Source organism: Staphylococcus sp. HMSC055C03 (genome assembly GCF_001809385.1).
Lineage (GTDB): Bacteria > Bacillota > Bacilli > Staphylococcales > Staphylococcaceae > Staphylococcus > Staphylococcus simulans.
The window spans coordinates 85,946-102,131 of record NZ_KV797494.1 but is presented as its reverse complement, the minus strand read 5'-3'; the positions used below and the strand labels follow the sequence as shown (position 1 = coordinate 102,131).

Sequence of the window (16,186 nt, the reverse complement as noted above, 5' to 3'; positions counted from 1 at the left end):
AAAACGTTTAAGAACGAATGAAACGAATCAAATGATTAATTGTGACAAAAATATGGAGTTGAATAAAAAAGTGAAATTATTTTTGATTTCTAATTGACAACCATTCTCACTAATGTATAATAGTAATTGAAAATGATTATCAATCACAAATGAGACATCCCCCCCACATTTCGTTCTTAATTGGATTGGTCATTTTCGATTTATCCCCTTTTATATATGCCCGTAAATACTGACGTTACACTAAAAGTAACGTGACATACTTAACCGATTCTCAATTAAGCAGAATCGGTTTTTTTCTATTATAAATTAAAAAAGTGAGATTAAGCAGCACTTAATCTCACTTTAATTCTCATTTAGCAAAGGCTTTGAATTTACCTTTGAACAATAATGATACAGATAAAATACATACAGCACCTGCAAGCACGCCTGCAATGACATCAGTAGGATAATGTACACCTAAATAAATTCTAGACATACAAATCATCGCAATCATGAAGATGCAGAATGAAGTCATCATCACACGTGGTGTCCCGTGTAAGTAATGGCTTGAAATTGCAATCAAGCTACCGAAGAAAGATGTAGAACCTTGCGCGTGGCCACTTGGGAAACTATAGCCGCCAATTTCTACAAGTCTTAATTTAGTAGGACGCTCTCTATCAATTGTGTTTTTCATAATTGGATTAGAGATACTTGAAACTGCCATCACAATCGCAAAGAATAAAGCTTCTATTTGCATTTTACGCATTAATAAAAATGCGACAACACAAAGTGAAAGGCAGATCATTGACCATACTTCGCCTATCCAAGTTGCACCCATAAAAATACTAGTTGTAATGATGCTGTGTGAGGCATAAATAAAATCATAGACTTCTGTATCAATCCAATTACCGATTCTATTTTGATGGAACACAGCAATCGCGCTGAATATCAATGTAAATACTAGAATCAGTGAAATTCTTTTAGCTCGACTCAACTCAGCTTTCCCTCGTTTCCTTTTGGTTTGTATCTTTAAGAATCTTGTCTAATAAATCTTCTTTAGTAAATAGCTGGTGATAGTTCGACATTTGTTGTTCAATAGTTGAACGATTATTTTCAATCTCTTTTAACGCATCCATGAATTTTTGTTGAGAAGCTTCATCTTCTGGTAATGTTTGCGCATACCCTTTAGATTGGAAATATTTTGCATTATCAATCTGATCGCCACGAGACTGGTCTAATCCTAATGGAATCAGCAACATAGGAATGTTTAATGTTAAGAATTCATAGATTGCATTAGCACCTGCTCGGCTGACTACCATGTCTGTAATCGCGAGTAAATCTGTTAATTCACTCGTCACAAATTCAAATTGACGATAACCTTCTTTTTGAATAGATGAATCAAGTAGTCCTTTACCAGTTAGATGAATGATTTGATAATCTTTTAATAATTCGTCAAGATTGCGTCGAATTAAATCATTAATCGTTTTACTGCCTAAACTGCCGCCCATGACTAATAACACTTTTTTCTCAGCGTTAAATCCTGTCAGTTGATAACCTTTTTCTTTGTTACCCTGTTTTAAATCATCTCTAACAGTTGCACCGACAAAATCTGCTTTTGCTTTTGGCAGATATTTTAATGTATCTTCAAATGTTGTATAGATTTTATTTGCGAATTTTAGAGAAATTTTATTCGCAAGACCTGGAGTGATATCTGATTCGTGAATAATCACCGGGATATTTAATGAACGTGCCGCGATGACTACAGGTACAGATACAAATCCTCCCTTAGAAAAAAGTAAATCTGGTTTTTGTTTCTTTAAGATTTTACGTGCGTCTAAAATTCCTTTGAGTACTTTAAATACATCCTTGATATTTTCAAATGATAAATATCTGCGTAACTTCCCGCTGGATATCGGGAAGTACGGTGTATTTGGTAATTGTGATGAAATCATATCTTTTTCAATTCCATTTTTAGAACCTACATAAAAAGTTTGGTAACCTCTTTCATTCGCAATTGGAATCAAACTTAAATTGACTGAAACATGTCCGACTGTTCCGCCGCCAGTAAATGCAATTTTCGTCATGATAAATACCTCTATTCTTATTTTAAAATTCTATAATAGGCATAGAATGATTCTTCCTTATCGTAAGGAGGATAATTTAAATTGGCTTCGCCTGCTTTATGAAAACCAAATTTTTCAAATAAGTTTTGCGCGCGTTGATTCGCAGCATACGTATCAGTGAGTAACACATCAACGCCGTGATCTAACGCGCGTTCAACAGCAAAGTTAAATAATGCTGTTGCTGCGCCTTTATAATTAGCAGAACCTGCAAGTCTATGAATGACATAAGCATTGGTTCTATCTATCGGCCATTCTAGTTCATCATACCATTTTGATTGATTTTGGTCGATAACAATATAACCATAAATTGTATTCTCCTCTTCTAATACAAATAATGATTTATTTGTAATATCTTCCTCAAAATGCTCTAGTAATGGATAGGCTTCATCCCATTGTGGATTATTATCTTCTGCCATAATTTTTTTGGCTTCTTCTGTCAATGCGGCTACCGCATTTAAATCTTCTTGTGATGCGTTTCTGATCATAAATTGTGCCCCTTTATTTTAATTTTTTGATTAAAGTATCTAACATTTCATCATCTTTATTCGCTTTATCTACTAACTTTTCTGCGAATTTTTGATTCGTTTCTTTATCAAATTTGCCTGTTACTGGTAATTGATTATCTTTTTGGAAATCTTCAACTGCAGATTTGAGTTTTGCATCATAGTCATTGTTTTCTTTTCCAACTTGATAATTCAAAGCTTTTAAGCCGATTTTTATAGATTTGACATTTTTATCTTGATCGCCTTCTTTAAACACTTTGTCATCAGGAATCATTGATAATGATTGATACTTAGGAGATGCAATTTCGACATCTGGTTTGATTCCTTTACCATGGATATAAGTACCGTGTGGTGTTAACCATTTCATTTCAGTATATTTTAATAACGAACCATCTGAGTATTCTTGTGTGGTTTGTACAATACCTTTACCAAATGTCTTTTCACCATAAACCTTCGCTTTATTATAGTCTTTCATTGCACCAGTAAAGACTTCAGAAGCACTGGCTGAACCTTCATTGACAAGGATAGATACTTTCATATCTTTTACTTCTTTTAATGGATCGGTCGGAGTATTCACCGATTCTATTTCTTTCCCTTTTTGCAACTTCACAACCGGTTTATTTTTATCGATGAAGATATTCGACATTTTAACTGCTTCATTTAATAATCCGCCTGGATTATTACGTAAATCTAATACAATTTTTCGTACGCCTTGTTTGTGTGCTTTCATAATATTAGTTTTCAATTCAGCGGCTGTATCTTCTTGGAATTTATTAATCGTGAAGACACCAACATCGCCTTCTTTTTTGTATTCAACACTTTTAACGTGGATTTTTTCTCTTTTGATTTTAATGTTTTGTTCTTGGTTGGCACGCTTAATAGTTAACGTAACTTCAGTACCTTCTTTACCACGTACCATTTTGACTACTTCTGTCAGTGACTTACCTTTAATAGATTTCCCATCTACTTTAGTTAAAACATCTTTGGGTTGTACACCTGCTTTTTCTGCAGGAGATCCTTTCATGGGGCTGGTTACACTGATTTCTTTATTACGTTGCTGCATTTCAGCCCCGATACCTACGAAATCACCTGAAACGTCTTCATTAAATGATTTGGTTTCATCTTTTGTCATATATTGTGAATAAGGATCTTTTAATGATTTAACCATACCGTTAATGGCAGATTCAGATAATTTTTCTGAATCTTGTTTTTTATAGTAATCATTGGCTAATGTTTGATATGTACTTTCAACTTTACTGAATGATTTTCTTTGTGAGTCGTCTAGCCCTGAAAATTTGTGTGCTATCGCGATTGTCGCAAAGACTGTAAGGATAATCGTTAACAACAATGCGAGTATACTAAATGTGATGAATTTCCATCTTTTAATTTTAAAAAACTTAGGTGCCTTTTTTGAGTCTTGTTCATCTGAAGGTTGATTAGTTTCATCATTATGTTGTGTCACTCGGATATGCCCCTTTCTTAAATTACGTTGATGTGCATAAATAAGTTCTAGTTTGAATGGATAATTCATTTTACCAAATTCAGCACGTTCATCAACTTATATATGGCTATATAAAAAATAAAAGGGCTGGTGCCTCACACCAACCCTACGTCAAAAATTTAAAATTTTAACCATTCCTGATATTCATCAAATAAGTCATCAAATACATACATTGGTGAACTGATAGAAGCTTCAGTCTCTATATAGTCTGACAATGTATGAAAGTCTGACTCATGTTTTGGAAAAGCTAAATCATCAAAAATCTGTTCTGCTAATTGACCTTTTTCATCAGGTCTGCCTCGCACAGTAAGCGCAAATTGATAAAATGAATAATCTTTCATTAACTCATTGTCACATCAATTACTTTTGTTTCACTTTTAACTAATTGATCTTGCGGGTGGATATCGATTTTATCTGCTTGATCTGTATTAGTAATAATAATTGGTGAAATGACTGATTTAGCGTTATTTCCAATATAGTCTACATCAAATTCAACTAGTGGATCTCCAACTTTTACTGTATCGCCGCTTTCAACTAATACATTGAATCCTTCACCATCTAATTGAACTGTATCTAGACCGATGTGAATTAATAATTCTAAACCGTTATCAGCTTTTAAACCTAACGCATGTTTAGTTGGGAAGATATTGTCAACTTTACCTTCAATTGGTGAAACAACGTCACCTTCGCTTGGATTAACACCGAAGCCATCACCCATCATTTTTTGCGCAAATACTGGGTCTGGAATATCTTCGATTTTAACGTATTCACCAGAAATCGGTGCATAAACCTCGATTGACTTATCTACTTTATCCTCTTTGCCAAATAATTTTTTAAACATATTATTTCTCTCCTTGGTTCTTGAAATGTGGAATCAAATCACCATATCCAAGTTCTTCTAATTTATCATAAGGAATAAATTGTACAGCAGCTGAATTGATACAATATCTTAATCCGCCTGTTTCTTTTGGTCCATCATTGAAAACGTGACCTAAATGACTGTTTTCAGAACGTACTTCAGTTCTTACCATACCAAATGACTTATCTACAAGTTCAATGATATCATCGTCACTTAGAGCTTTAGAGAAGCTTGGCCAACCACAATCAGAATGAAATTTTTCTTCTGAAGTGAATAGTGGTTTGCCTGAAAGTTTATCGATATAGATACCTTTTTCGAAATGATTCCAATATTCATTTTGGAAAGGAGGTTCTGTACCATTTTCTTGAGTAACAAGATATTCCATATCTGTTAATTCATTTTTACTTTTTTTAAGCATTTTGCTCCCCCCAATGTCTTTCTATAAAGTCTTTTCTTCCTGAACCTTTTTGATACTGTTCATAATGCATTGGATTCTTTTTATAATAATCTTGATGATAAGATTCTGCCGGGTAAAAGTTTTTATATGGTTTTACCGGTGTGATCACAGGTTTATTAAAAATCATTTGTTCGTTTAACTGCTGGATTTTAGATTGTGCAGCTTTTTCTTGTTCTTCGTCATGGTAGAAAATGACCGGTTGGTAACTTTCACCGCGATCGAAGAATTGTCCACCATTATCTGTTGGATCGAACGTCTTGAAATAAACATCTAATATATTTTCAAATGAAGTGATTTCAGGATCATATTCAATTTGTACTGCTTCAACATGTCCTGTTGTGTTCGTACATACTTCTTCATAAGTTGGATTTTCTACGTGGCCGCCACTGTATCCTGATACAATATTCTTAATACCAGGATATGATGTGAATGGTTTTACCATACACCAGAAACAACCGCCAGCTAATGTTGCATATGCCAAAATATTACCTCCATTCGGCGTTTAGTCAATTCTAAATTTATCATGACTGCACTTTATTTTCTATTAGTTTGCTTTAACCTGATGATTTTCATGAGAATTATCGATTATTGACGCAAGACAACGAATCCTACTGCACCTTGTCCAGTATGTGTTGAAATAACTGGTGTTGTCGTATTGATTTCAACTTCAGTATTATTTTCTTCAATCGCAAATTGTTGTTTAAACTTATCTACAAAATCTAATGCATTTGCATGAGCTAAGCCGATTTTTTTAATCGAATGATTTTCAATGAACTGAGCAAGCTCTTTTTTAATAATTTGAATACTCGACTTTTGCGTACGTGCATTATGAAGGATTTTAATTTGTCCATCATCAAGAATGCCCACTGGTTTTAAACGCATCATATTACCAATCATACCTTTAGCTTTACCGATACGTCCGCCTTTAATCAGTTGGTTTAATTGGCCAATCACTACAAAGAGTTTGATATTGCTTTGTAAATGTTTTAATTTTTTAAGAATTTCTTCTGTTGATAACCCTTCGTTATTCCATTCAACAATATGTTCCAGTTGGAAACCAAGGCCGAATGAAATGGATTTTGAATCAATAACTGTAACTTTTGAATCAGTCATTTGACTAGCTTGATACGCAGTTTGATACGTACCGCTTAATCCAGATGTCATATGAATACTAATGATTTCTGAGCCGTCTTTTCCTAATTCATCGTACATTTCAATAAATTTACCAATAGGAGGTTGGCTGGTTTTGATATCTACATCTTCTTCTATTAACTCAATTACACGTTCAGAAGAAATGTCTTGTTGGTCGATATAAGATTTGCCTTCAATCGTTAAATTAAGAGGAATCACATGAACATCGTGCTCTTTTAGATATGATTGAGGTAAATCTGTTGTTGAGTCTGTGACAATTTTTTTACGCATTTCCATACCTCCTATTACTTTTTACGAACAAGATGTAAGAACGTGTGCGGAATTTTATTGCGTTCATCTTGTTCTCCTTTAACTGAAGATTCAACTTCCCAATCTTCAAAGGTATAAGGTGGGAAGAACGTATCTCCTTGGTATTTATCTTCAATGACAGTGATGTACATGTCATCTACTTTATCGATAAATTCTTCAAACAATGCTTGGCCGCCGAAAATGAAGACATGGCCAGGCAAATCATAAATATCCTCAAAATTGTGTATGACATCTACACCTTCAGGATGAAAAGATTCATCACGTGTTAAAACGACGTTACGTCTGTTTGGAAGCGGTTTGCCGATAGATTCATATGTTTTACGGCCCATTACGAGTGTATTGCCAGTACTTAATTTTTTGACATGTTTTAAATCATTAGGCAAATGCCATGGTAGTTGGTTATCCTTACCGATTACTCTGTTTTGATCATGCGCAACAAGAATAGAAAGCGTCATATTCTTATCCCCTTTCAAAAATTCTAATTGTTTTTATACAGCGATAGGTGCTTTAATACCTGGGTGTGATTGATAATTTACAATCTCCAAGTCTTCATATTGAATATCAAAAATTGAACGATCTGTATTGATTTTTAATTGAGGTGGTTCGTAACTTGAACGACTTAATTGTTTTTTGACCGCATCGATATGATTAGAATAGATATGTGCATCACCAATCGTATGCACAAACTCACCGACTTCTAAGCCGCATTCTTTTGCTACTAAATGTGTTAGTAAACTATAACTTGCGATATTAAATGGAACTCCTAAAAATACATCTGCACTACGTTGATATAATTGGCAACTTAGTTTGCCGTCTTGTACATAAAACTGGAACATCGTATGACATGGCGGTAATGCCATCGTATCAATTTCTGCTGGGTTCCATGCAGATACGATGTGACGTCTAGATGTAGGGTAAGTTTTGATTTGTTCGATGACTGTAGCAAGTTGATCATAATGTTGACCATCTGCACCAACCCAATCTCGCCATTGCTTACCATATACATTCCCTAAATTGCCGTGTTTTTGCGCAAAATCATCATCGTTTAGAATGCGTGATTTAAATTTTTCCATTTCATGTTGGTAAACTTCGTTGAATGCTTCATCTTGTAATGCTCGATGTGCGAAATTCGTCATGTCCGGACCATGATAATCTTCTGATTCAACATAGTTTTCAAATGCCCATTCATTCCAAATATTATTGTTGTATTCTAGTAAATATTTGATATTTGTGTCGCCTTTCATAAACCAAATCAGCTCAGTCGCAATCAACTTAAAGAATACTTTTTTAGTTGTTAATAAAGGGAAGCCTTTACTTAAGTCATAGCGTGATTGATGACCGAATTTTGAAATGGTACCAGTACGTGTACGATCATCGCGTTCGTTCCCGATAGCTAAAATTTCCTTACATAGGTCATGATATGCTTCGTCGAATGAATTCATACCTATCTCCTCCTCAAATCGTATGTATCTCCAATTATAAAAAATGGGACAATTGATGGACTGATTCAGCCATCAAATATTGTCCCGTACCTTCGATTATGAAATCAATTCAAATTGATTAACAGTTTTCATCAAACATATCTTTGATATCCATACAGATATCTTGAATATCGCGTCCCTCAATATATTCACGAGGCATAAAATGTTTTAATTCTGTACCTTTAAATAAAGCGAAAGAAGGACTTGAAGGTACTTGTTGTATGAACTCTCTCATTTCTTGTGTTGCTTCTTTATCTTGACCTGCAAAGACAGTTACTTTGTGATCAGGCTTTTTATCATTTTGCTCAGCAACTGCTACAGCTGCTGGACGAGCTAATCCAGCTGCACAACCACATACTGAATTAATAACAACAAATGTAGTCTCTTCAGCACCTACATTGTCCATATATTGATCAACTGCTTCTGCAGTTTCTAAACTTTCAAAACCATTTTGTGTTAACTCGCTACGCATACCTTGTGCGAGTTCTTGCATATATACTTCATACGGATTCATAATATACACTCCTTGTTCATTTATAGTTTATTTTACATGAAATAATCAGAAATGTAATCTAATTAATTTGTTGATTCATCCTAATTCCGCTTATTTATTACGGTTAGCAATTTGTTTCCAAACAGATCCTAGTGCTTCGTCACCTTTTTCAATACGAGAGATGGCCATTTGAATCTGTAACTTCACTTCGTAAGCGTCATCATCTTCATGTGCTTTCAAAGCTGGTAATTGTGCTTCGCCACCTTCATCAAAAATAAACATCGCGGCACGCCAACGCACAATCTTTTGTGGATCATCTAAAGCTTTCTCCATTTCTGGTAAAGCTACTTTAAATCCTAAATCACTTATTCCATCTCCGGCAGTTCGGCGTACACCAGGATTTTTATCCTGTAAACCTTGGTACATATATGGAAGAACTGACTCATCTTCTACCATACTTGCTAGCACAATAGCTTCGCGTCGAATTGGAATTTTAGGATGATTTAATGCAGCTTCGATGAGAGGATAATCTTCTTTGGTTGGTGTTGGGAAAGATTTCAACATTCTAAGTTGTGCTTTCCAATCTTCTGCCGCATTAAATTCATCAACTGTCACATGTTGATAGTGTGCTGTTGGAACCACAATATCCGTATTTAATGCTTCTTGTTTTAATTCATTAAGTTTATTTTCAGGATATAGTGCGACAAGTTCTTCTTCAACATTATCCATAACTTCTTCTAGTTCGCCATAACGCGTACCTAAATCTTCCCACTTACGCATAAATACTACATTGTCATCATCTTTTTGTGCTGCTAGCATTGTATCGACAAAGTAGTCTGGTAATTGTCTGCGTTCTTCATCCTTAGTGGTAGTGAGTTTAATCTGATACGGGATACCTTTAAATTTGAGCACTTCCGCTTTAATTTCGCCGAAATGTTCATCAGGTGCAGGTGTATCATTTGTTTCAGTTTCAGATTCATTACTAATTGCAGCTGTAATATTAGGCAATAATGCTTCCCAATCTGCTTTTGGTGCTTTATCCACAGCTAAAAAGTCGATGACATGGAAAATGGATTTAACACCATCAACCTCTAAAAGTCTATTGATAAAATCAGGTTGGCCTTCTTTTACTTTTGTATAGGTGGAGGATTGATTGTCCTCTCTTTTCTTATTCAATACCACTTTCATGGTATTCGGACTTGGTGTCGGTTCAATACGAACGATTTCCATCAAAATAACCCCCAATTATTGTAGTTCGTTACCAAATTGCTTGATTTGTTTACCTACTGAACATTCGTATATACAAAAATGATGTGCATGTGTTTTCCCTTTTGTTTTACGATTATATGTTTTTAATTCACAATTTTTGCAGTAAGTGCTTAATAAATCATCTATGGAATCAAGCGCTCTTTTTTCGGATTTTGAAAAAATAATCGTCACTCCCTTTACATAATTAATAACACCTTAAATGGTTTAAGGACGATTAATTTAGCCTCATTATATCATGCGACACGGTTAACTTCATCTCTCTACTTTGTAGTTGTAACTAAATGGCTATTGCATTTAATGTACGATTTCTATAGAATATATGAGTTGAGTTGCGGTTTCTAAACACCCGCATTAACAAAATTTAGGAGGTTAATTATGTTTTACAATGAAATATTAGGTATTATTGCCTTTCTAGTGACCTTTACATTAATGGTCGCAATGTATCGTTTGTTCGGTAAGCAAGGTTTGATTGCTTGGGTAGCTATCGGAACTGTAATTGCTAACATTCAAGTAATTAAAACTGTAGACATCTTTACGATTTCTGCGACTTTAGGAAATGTAATGTTTGCGTCTATTTATTTAGCGACGGATATTTTAAACGATATCTATGGACGTAAAGTAGCTAAAAGAGCAGTATGGATGGGCTTTAGTTCATCATTAGTGATGATAATTTTAATGCAACTATCATTACATTTTATTCCCGCTCCAGAAGATATGGCACAAAAAGCGCTAAGTACAATTTTCAATATAGTACCTAGAATCGCGTTAGGTTCGATTATCGCTTATATCATCGGACAACATATCGATGTCTTTATCTTCAATGCGATTAAAAAAGTATTCAAGTCAGATCGCACATTTGCAATTCGTGCATATGGGAGTACGACATTAAGTTCTATTATTGATACTGCCCTTTTTGTAAGTATCGCGTTTATTGGTTTGCTGCCAGCAGGTGCAGTCTTTGAAATCTTTATTACGACTTACTTCTTAAAACTACTTGCTACAATCTTTAATGTGCCATTTGGTTACTGGGCTAAATCAATGTACCGAAAAGGTAAAATTCAATCCAAAGATGAAGGTTACTGATTAAGGGTATAGATAATATAATATTTTGATTAAGGATGGAATGATGTATGGCTAAAATATTTTTTGATGCAGCAGTTAAAGGTAATCCAGGACCAGCATCTATTGCAGCAACAATTATTGAAGAGAGTAACCATCAAACTTTCACGCAAGATATCGCACCTACTGACAATCATTCAGCAGAATGGCAAGCTTTTAATTTTGCCTTAGACTGTGCATTAGAATTAAATGTATCTACAGCATTAATTTATACCGATTCTAAGCTGATCACTGACAGTTTAGATAAAGGCTTTGCTAAGAATGAGAAGTTTAAAGGTTATTTAGTTGAAGCAGCGAAGAAAATGAAAGCATTTGATTTATGTCTGATTGATTGGATTCCTAGAGCACAAAATAAAGAAGCCAATCATCATGCGCAACAAGCGCTCTATCAGCAATTAAAATAAAAGAAGCGGGAGGACGTCTCCACAGTTATTAACTGTGAAACGCCCTCCCGCTTTTGTTTTGAATGATTAAAATGGTAAGAATTCTCTTTCAATAAATTTCTTAGACACTTTCAAATCGTGAGTATCTAAGACATTGAAAATATCAATGAAATCCAGATGATACTGCATTTGATTAAATAATGCTGTTACATCTAATGGTACATTAGTGTGGATTTCTGCAAGTTGTTTTGAAAGTTTCAAATCATCTAATTGGCTGATGATTTTCTTTTGTTGTGCCGGTGTCAATTCGTCAATGTGATTGATAACATTTTCTACAGACTGATATTTTAAGATTAATTTATGTGCTGTTTTTTCACCAATTCCTTTGACGCCAGGATAACCATCAGCGGTATCCCCCATAAACGCTTTGATATCGATGAGTTGAAGCGGATGTAATTGATATTCTTCTTGATAGCGTGTTAAATCATAACGGTTATAAATATTAAATCCTTTTTTAGTCAACCAAACTTCAACATTAGGATTTATACATTGTAAGATATCTTTATCTCCTGTAACGATATAAACTTCGTTATCCTCTGATAAATTTCTGCTTAACGTTCCGATAACATCATCGGCTTCATAATTTTTAACTCCAATATTAACAAACCCAAGTGCGTTTGAAATATCTTGAACTAAATCGAATTGTGGTATCAATTCATCAGGCGGTGCTGGTCTATGTTGTTTATAATCTGCAAACATTTCATTTCGAAACGTTTGTTGCCCCATGTCCCAACATACAGCGATATGTGTCGGCTGAATATCATCTATCGCTGAAAAGATGTGACGAACAAATCCTTGTACGCCATTAGTCGGAACTCCGTTTGAATTTCTCATGAATTGATGATGAATGCTTGTAGCATAGAAATGGCGGAATAATAACGCCATTCCATCTACCAGCAATACTTTGTTTGTCATACTACTTCCTCTTTCTAAGTTAAATAATTTCTTTTAATTGACGGTTAGCCGCATCAATTTGTTGAATCAAGCTATTATCAATTTTAACGCTTAATAATGCGCTTGCTTGTTCATGTATTTCATTTGAAATCTCATTTAATTGTTGATCTGCAATCTTGCCCATCTTAGACACTTGTTGTTCTAACTCTTGTCGTAATTGGTTAATGTTGTTTTGCAACAAGTCAACCGTTTCCATTGTGATTTGCTCTTGTAGTTCTTTTTGTGCTTTCAGTTGCAACAAACGCTTTTTCGTCAATTTTTTCGGAAGATGTTCGAACATTTCATTAAAATCAATATGCATCGTTGTAATTTTATCTTTATCCATTTCAATCTCAAAGTGTGGCTGTAATAAAATATGCAATTGATTCAATTGCTTAACAATAGGTGCAAGTTGATCTTCCAGTTGCTTATTAAAGAATTTTTTAATACGTTCAGCAATTAAAGTTTGTTCCATATACAATCTGCCATGGATTTGTTCAAGATATGTTTTAACTGCATCACGTTTTTCAGCATCAAAGTCATTGTTTTTAGTCATTTGCCCGTTGAATACTGTACGAACTTCATCAAACAATTGAATTTTTAAGCGTTCATTCAAGTGATATACTTGATCTTCAACTTCGTTATAAACATGTTGTTTAGTCGTTTTTAAAGTCGTATTTGGAATCGCACCTTTTTGTTCAATCTTTCTTACTTCTTGTTGACGCGTTTCCATTTCTTCACGGTTGTTTTGATAGTCTTCTGACATTTGTGTATAAGAGGCACTAATTTGTTCAAGTTGCGCTTTCATTTGTTGTTGTAAAACAACCTTAGATTCGACCTCCGCAAAGTAATCTAGACTATCTTTTAGTTTATTTAGCCCTTCATCGCCCTCTTTTAATGCACGTCGACTAGAAACACTATAAATATCAGCAGGCATATTTACTTGTTGTAATGCATCGCTGACATAATCTTCCACAGCTTCTAAATCTTCTGTTGATTCTGCTAAATCTACTGCATTAATAATCATCTTGAATGTTTGATTTTCATTGAGTTGATTCATCTCTTTCATATACTCAATAAATGCTTTGTCGTTATCAGTAAATGAATGATTGAAGTAACTTACGTATAAAATCAAATCAGATGATGTTAATATTTTTTCCGTTTCATTAGAATGACGTTGGTTATTTGAATAAAGACCTAAAGAGTCTACAATAATTTTATTTTTCAACCAGTCTATCGGTAAGTTTAAATGAACAGTTTCCACAAACGCAGCATACTCATCTTGAGCACTCCATTTTTTCACTTCATCCTGACTGATATCGTGATGGTAACCATCTTGAATCATATTTTGGTATAAATCTAATTGTTCTTTAACCGCATTAACAAAAGCAAGTTGTTCTTTCTTCAATGAATGTTTTAATTCTGTTGTATCTGTTGCTTTAAAGTCCTCTAAACTCTCAAAATGGAATTTTTGAGATTCAACTAATTGATTTAATTCCGCGAGTAATTGAGGTGCTTGTTTTAAAGTGATTGCACTTGAATTACCATATGAGAGCTCTGTTGTTGCTGCTGTAGTAGGATTTGGTGAACTTACTAAATAATTTTCACCTAGTAACGCATTGATTAAGCTGCTTTTACCAGCACTGAATGTACCGAAGACGCCGATTTTCACAATTTGTTGATCCATTCGTTCAATAGCAGCCTTTAAATCAGATTTGGTTTGTTCAAATAAAGGAACAGGATCAATGATAGCGATACCTTGCTTAATTGTTTCAATATCGATATCAGATTTTAACTCAGTTTTTTGTTTAGTTTGGTTCAGTTGTTTTTTCGGTGTTTCTAGCTCTTCTTTTGTATATGTGATTTCTGTACGGTCAATCAATTTATCTAATGAATCATCTAAGTGAATATAATAATGTTGATAATTTCTTGTGATGAGTGATTCACGCAGCTTACGTAACTCAATATATTTTTCATAATCATTTTGATCCGTCTCTTCTTCATCGTCGACATGTTGTGTTTCAGCATTTTCAATAGCACGTTTTAATAGAGGTTCAGATTCTTTTTTAATAAATCGATGAATAGCTTTAACGACATCGTCACAGAAGTTTAATACATAAGCATTACTGATACTCATTTGTTCTTGGTATAAATCTGTGACAAGTGAGGATGGTATTTCATAATGCTGATTTAAAATAGATTGGTTGACGTCTGTTTGGTTGATGAAGCGGGTTAAGAATGACATATCTTCTCGCATTGGCTGTCTGATTTGTTGATTTACAATATCTTGTAACGCTGTCATTACATTTTGTAAACGCTCTTCCCTAGCTTCTTCAGTTTTCTTTTTCTTATTAAAGAATCCGCCAACTTTGAATGTTTTTACTTGGCTCTCTAAGTAGAGACGAATCTTTTCACGCATTTCATGCGGCATTAAGTATGCGTTTTCTAAAATGTTTTTGCGTTGATAATTTAAATATTTATAGAGATTATCTGGATCATTTAACAACTGTGCTTCTTCACTAACAGATTGATTCTGTTGGAAATTTAAATAAGCTTGGTCAAATTGTGAAGCATCAATATCTAAATTTGCTAAAATATCCTGCATTTCAGCTTGAATATATGATTTTTGGTCTTCGGTAATAAACTGTGTGATTCTTTCAATATAGTCTTCCATAGACTCGCGATGTGTATCTTGTTCGATTAAGAAATCAGACAGTGCATTAATTTGATTTTCTGGGTGGTCATACTTAGAAACATAAAATGTTTTCAGAAGTTCTAAGTCCCATTCATCTACCGCGTGCTGAATATTTTGTTTGAAAGCATCGAATGAAAGCTCTTCATCATTATGTTTATCGATTTGATTTATTACGAATACTACTGGGATGCCTGCATGATTCAAACGTTTCATAAATTGGAAGTTCATTGCGGATTGAACATGGTTATAATCTACTGTATAAAAAATAATATTGCTGGTAAACATGAATTGTTCTGTTGATGCTTGGTGTAATGAAACGTTTGAGTCTACACCTGGTGTATCTTGTAAGGTGAATCCTTTTTTGAATTTATCAGATTCAAAACGAATTTCTACAGACTCTACATCCCCATTTTGTCTGTTTAATTGCTTCACTTCATCATAATTATTCAAGCGTGTATATTTTTGACCTTCTAAGTTTGCGATAATTTCACTTTTATCAGCGACACTGACGATTGCTGTGTTGCTGGTTGTCGGTACAGGTGAACTTGGTAAGATTTCTTGTTCTAGTAGTAAGTTGATTAATGTAGATTTGCCTGCTGAAAAGTGACCGACAAATGTTAATGTGTATTGATCTAGATAAACTTTTTTAATGACTTGGTTGATAATATGGACCAAATCTTGATGGTTTGATTTTTCGACTTCTTTTTTTAATTTATATAAAATATCTAATTGGTTGTTACTCGTCATAGATTATGTACCCCTTTATAAATAACATTGCTTTAATTGTATACTAAAAGCGCTTTACTCTAAAGGATTAAAATCGATGTTGCGGAGAATAAAAAAGATGCATCTGACTGATATTTAGTCAAA

18 protein-coding genes and 1 pseudogene are annotated in these 16,186 nt (G+C 34.0%); 2 read left to right on the top strand and 17 right to left on the bottom strand.

Annotated features, from left to right (window positions below; translation table 11 throughout):
- Positions 1-27: 27 nt before the first annotated feature.
- The 15 genes and pseudogenes from HMPREF2603_RS13630 to HMPREF2603_RS13025 all read right to left on the bottom strand — a co-directional run bounded on the left by HMPREF2603_RS13630 (position 28) and on the right by HMPREF2603_RS13025 (position 10,297).
- A pseudogene (locus HMPREF2603_RS13630) lies at positions 28-193 on the bottom strand (hypothetical protein).
- A gap of 156 nt (positions 194-349) precedes the next feature.
- The gene (locus HMPREF2603_RS08005; protein WP_002480932.1) at positions 350-973 is read right to left on the bottom strand and encodes a phosphatase PAP2 family protein; all 624 of its coding nucleotides are present in this window, start codon (positions 971-973) and stop codon (positions 350-352) included.
- 1 nt (position 974) lies between these two features.
- Positions 975-2,063, bottom strand: coding sequence for an undecaprenyldiphospho-muramoylpentapeptide beta-N-acetylglucosaminyltransferase (locus HMPREF2603_RS08000; RefSeq protein WP_023015209.1), 1,089 nt, complete (start codon positions 2,061-2,063; stop codon positions 975-977).
- A 17-nt stretch (positions 2,064-2,080) separates the two neighbouring features.
- Positions 2,081-2,587, bottom strand: coding sequence for a GNAT family N-acetyltransferase (locus HMPREF2603_RS07995; RefSeq protein ID WP_002480934.1), 507 nt, complete (start codon positions 2,585-2,587; stop codon positions 2,081-2,083).
- A 13-nt stretch (positions 2,588-2,600) separates the two neighbouring features.
- Positions 2,601-4,136: a S41 family peptidase gene (locus HMPREF2603_RS07990; protein ID WP_148130472.1), complete on the bottom strand. Its 1,536-nt coding sequence runs from the start codon at positions 4,134-4,136 to the stop codon at positions 2,601-2,603.
- Positions 4,137-4,225: 89 nt separating this feature from the next.
- Positions 4,226-4,447 (bottom strand): YozE family protein, encoded by a 222-nt coding sequence (locus tag HMPREF2603_RS07985; RefSeq protein ID WP_002480936.1) that lies wholly within the window; start codon positions 4,445-4,447, stop codon positions 4,226-4,228.
- Entirely contained in the window at positions 4,447-4,947 is a 501-nt protein-coding gene (locus HMPREF2603_RS07980) for a PTS sugar transporter subunit IIA (RefSeq protein ID WP_060804287.1), read from the bottom strand. Before HMPREF2603_RS07980 ends, HMPREF2603_RS07985 begins: the two co-directional genes overlap by 1 nt.
- Position 4,948: 1 nt before the next feature.
- Positions 4,949-5,383 carry a peptide-methionine (R)-S-oxide reductase MsrB gene (gene msrB / locus HMPREF2603_RS07975; protein ID WP_002480938.1) on the bottom strand — a complete coding sequence of 145 codons (435 nt, stop codon included), beginning with the start codon at positions 5,381-5,383 and terminating at the stop codon, positions 4,949-4,951.
- Positions 5,376-5,903 (bottom strand): peptide-methionine (S)-S-oxide reductase MsrA, encoded by a 528-nt coding sequence (gene msrA / locus HMPREF2603_RS07970; protein WP_002480939.1) that lies wholly within the window; start codon positions 5,901-5,903, stop codon positions 5,376-5,378. Before msrA ends, msrB begins: the two co-directional genes overlap by 8 nt.
- A gap of 104 nt (positions 5,904-6,007) precedes the next feature.
- Positions 6,008-6,844, bottom strand: coding sequence for a DegV family protein (locus HMPREF2603_RS07965; protein ID WP_002480940.1), 837 nt, complete (start codon positions 6,842-6,844; stop codon positions 6,008-6,010).
- A 14-nt stretch (positions 6,845-6,858) separates the two neighbouring features.
- Entirely contained in the window at positions 6,859-7,338 is a 480-nt protein-coding gene (locus HMPREF2603_RS07960) for a dihydrofolate reductase (RefSeq protein WP_002480941.1), read from the bottom strand.
- A gap of 33 nt (positions 7,339-7,371) precedes the next feature.
- Positions 7,372-8,325, bottom strand: a complete 954-nt coding sequence (locus HMPREF2603_RS07955; RefSeq protein WP_060804288.1) for a thymidylate synthase — start codon at positions 8,323-8,325, stop codon at positions 7,372-7,374.
- A gap of 118 nt (positions 8,326-8,443) precedes the next feature.
- Positions 8,444-8,878, bottom strand: a complete 435-nt coding sequence (gene brxA / locus HMPREF2603_RS07950) for a bacilliredoxin BrxA (protein WP_060804289.1) — start codon at positions 8,876-8,878, stop codon at positions 8,444-8,446.
- A 90-nt stretch (positions 8,879-8,968) separates the two neighbouring features.
- Positions 8,969-10,087 carry a conserved virulence factor C family protein gene (locus HMPREF2603_RS07945; protein WP_060804290.1) on the bottom strand — a complete coding sequence of 373 codons (1,119 nt, stop codon included), beginning with the start codon at positions 10,085-10,087 and terminating at the stop codon, positions 8,969-8,971.
- Between the two features lie 15 nt (positions 10,088-10,102).
- Positions 10,103-10,297 carry a zinc-finger domain-containing protein gene (locus HMPREF2603_RS13025; protein ID WP_082709474.1) on the bottom strand — a complete coding sequence of 65 codons (195 nt, stop codon included), beginning with the start codon at positions 10,295-10,297 and terminating at the stop codon, positions 10,103-10,105.
- 204 nt (positions 10,298-10,501) lie between these two features.
- On the opposite strand from HMPREF2603_RS13025, the gene HMPREF2603_RS07940 reads away from it, so the two are divergent.
- Both HMPREF2603_RS07940 and HMPREF2603_RS07935 read left to right on the top strand, forming a co-directional pair.
- A complete protein-coding gene (locus tag HMPREF2603_RS07940) occupies positions 10,502-11,209 on the top strand; it encodes a queuosine precursor transporter (RefSeq protein WP_002480945.1) in 708 nt (235 codons plus the stop codon).
- Positions 11,210-11,256: 47 nt separating this feature from the next.
- The gene (locus HMPREF2603_RS07935) at positions 11,257-11,649 is read left to right on the top strand and encodes a ribonuclease HI family protein (RefSeq protein WP_023015205.1); all 393 of its coding nucleotides are present in this window, start codon (positions 11,257-11,259) and stop codon (positions 11,647-11,649) included.
- A gap of 66 nt (positions 11,650-11,715) precedes the next feature.
- Here the strand turns inward: HMPREF2603_RS07935 and HMPREF2603_RS07930 are convergent, their stop codons facing one another.
- Positions 11,716-12,603 (bottom strand): 5'-3' exonuclease, encoded by an 888-nt coding sequence (locus tag HMPREF2603_RS07930; RefSeq protein ID WP_023015204.1) that lies wholly within the window; start codon positions 12,601-12,603, stop codon positions 11,716-11,718.
- A 19-nt stretch (positions 12,604-12,622) separates the two neighbouring features.
- A complete protein-coding gene (locus HMPREF2603_RS07925; RefSeq protein WP_070502044.1) occupies positions 12,623-16,063 on the bottom strand; it encodes a dynamin family protein in 3,441 nt (1,146 codons plus the stop codon).
- Positions 16,064-16,186: the final 123 nt, after the last annotated feature.

What these genes read in the sequence shown, in the direction of transcription:
- HMPREF2603_RS07940 (WP_002480945.1), top strand. Translation starts at nt 10,502, where the DNA reads ATGTTTTACAATGAAATATTAGGTATTATTGCCTTTCTAGTGACCTTT.
- HMPREF2603_RS07980 (WP_060804287.1), bottom strand. Translation starts at nt 4,947, where the DNA reads ATGTTTAAAAAATTATTTGGCAAAGAGGATAAAGTAGATAAGTCAATC.
- HMPREF2603_RS08000 (WP_023015209.1), bottom strand. Translation starts at nt 2,063, where the DNA reads ATGACGAAAATTGCATTTACTGGCGGCGGAACAGTCGGACATGTTTCA.
- HMPREF2603_RS07930 (WP_023015204.1), bottom strand. Translation starts at nt 12,603, where the DNA reads ATGACAAACAAAGTATTGCTGGTAGATGGAATGGCGTTATTATTCCGC.
- HMPREF2603_RS07935 (WP_023015205.1), top strand. Translation starts at nt 11,257, where the DNA reads ATGGCTAAAATATTTTTTGATGCAGCAGTTAAAGGTAATCCAGGACCA.
- HMPREF2603_RS07965 (WP_002480940.1), bottom strand. Translation starts at nt 6,844, where the DNA reads ATGCGTAAAAAAATTGTCACAGACTCAACAACAGATTTACCTCAATCA.
- HMPREF2603_RS07945 (WP_060804290.1), bottom strand. Translation starts at nt 10,087, where the DNA reads ATGGAAATCGTTCGTATTGAACCGACACCAAGTCCGAATACCATGAAA.
- HMPREF2603_RS07995 (WP_002480934.1), bottom strand. Translation starts at nt 2,587, where the DNA reads ATGATCAGAAACGCATCACAAGAAGATTTAAATGCGGTAGCCGCATTG.
- HMPREF2603_RS07960 (WP_002480941.1), bottom strand. Translation starts at nt 7,338, where the DNA reads ATGACGCTTTCTATTCTTGTTGCGCATGATCAAAACAGAGTAATCGGT.
- HMPREF2603_RS07985 (WP_002480936.1), bottom strand. Translation starts at nt 4,447, where the DNA reads ATGAAAGATTATTCATTTTATCAATTTGCGCTTACTGTGCGAGGCAGA.
- msrB (WP_002480938.1), bottom strand. Translation starts at nt 5,383, where the DNA reads ATGCTTAAAAAAAGTAAAAATGAATTAACAGATATGGAATATCTTGTT.
- HMPREF2603_RS07925 (WP_070502044.1), bottom strand. Translation starts at nt 16,063, where the DNA reads ATGACGAGTAACAACCAATTAGATATTTTATATAAATTAAAAAAAGAA.
- HMPREF2603_RS07955 (WP_060804288.1), bottom strand. Translation starts at nt 8,325, where the DNA reads ATGAATTCATTCGACGAAGCATATCATGACCTATGTAAGGAAATTTTA.
- HMPREF2603_RS07990 (WP_148130472.1), bottom strand. Translation starts at nt 4,136, where the DNA reads ATGAATTATCCATTCAAACTAGAACTTATTTATGCACATCAACGTAAT.
- brxA (WP_060804289.1), bottom strand. Translation starts at nt 8,878, where the DNA reads ATGAATCCGTATGAAGTATATATGCAAGAACTCGCACAAGGTATGCGT.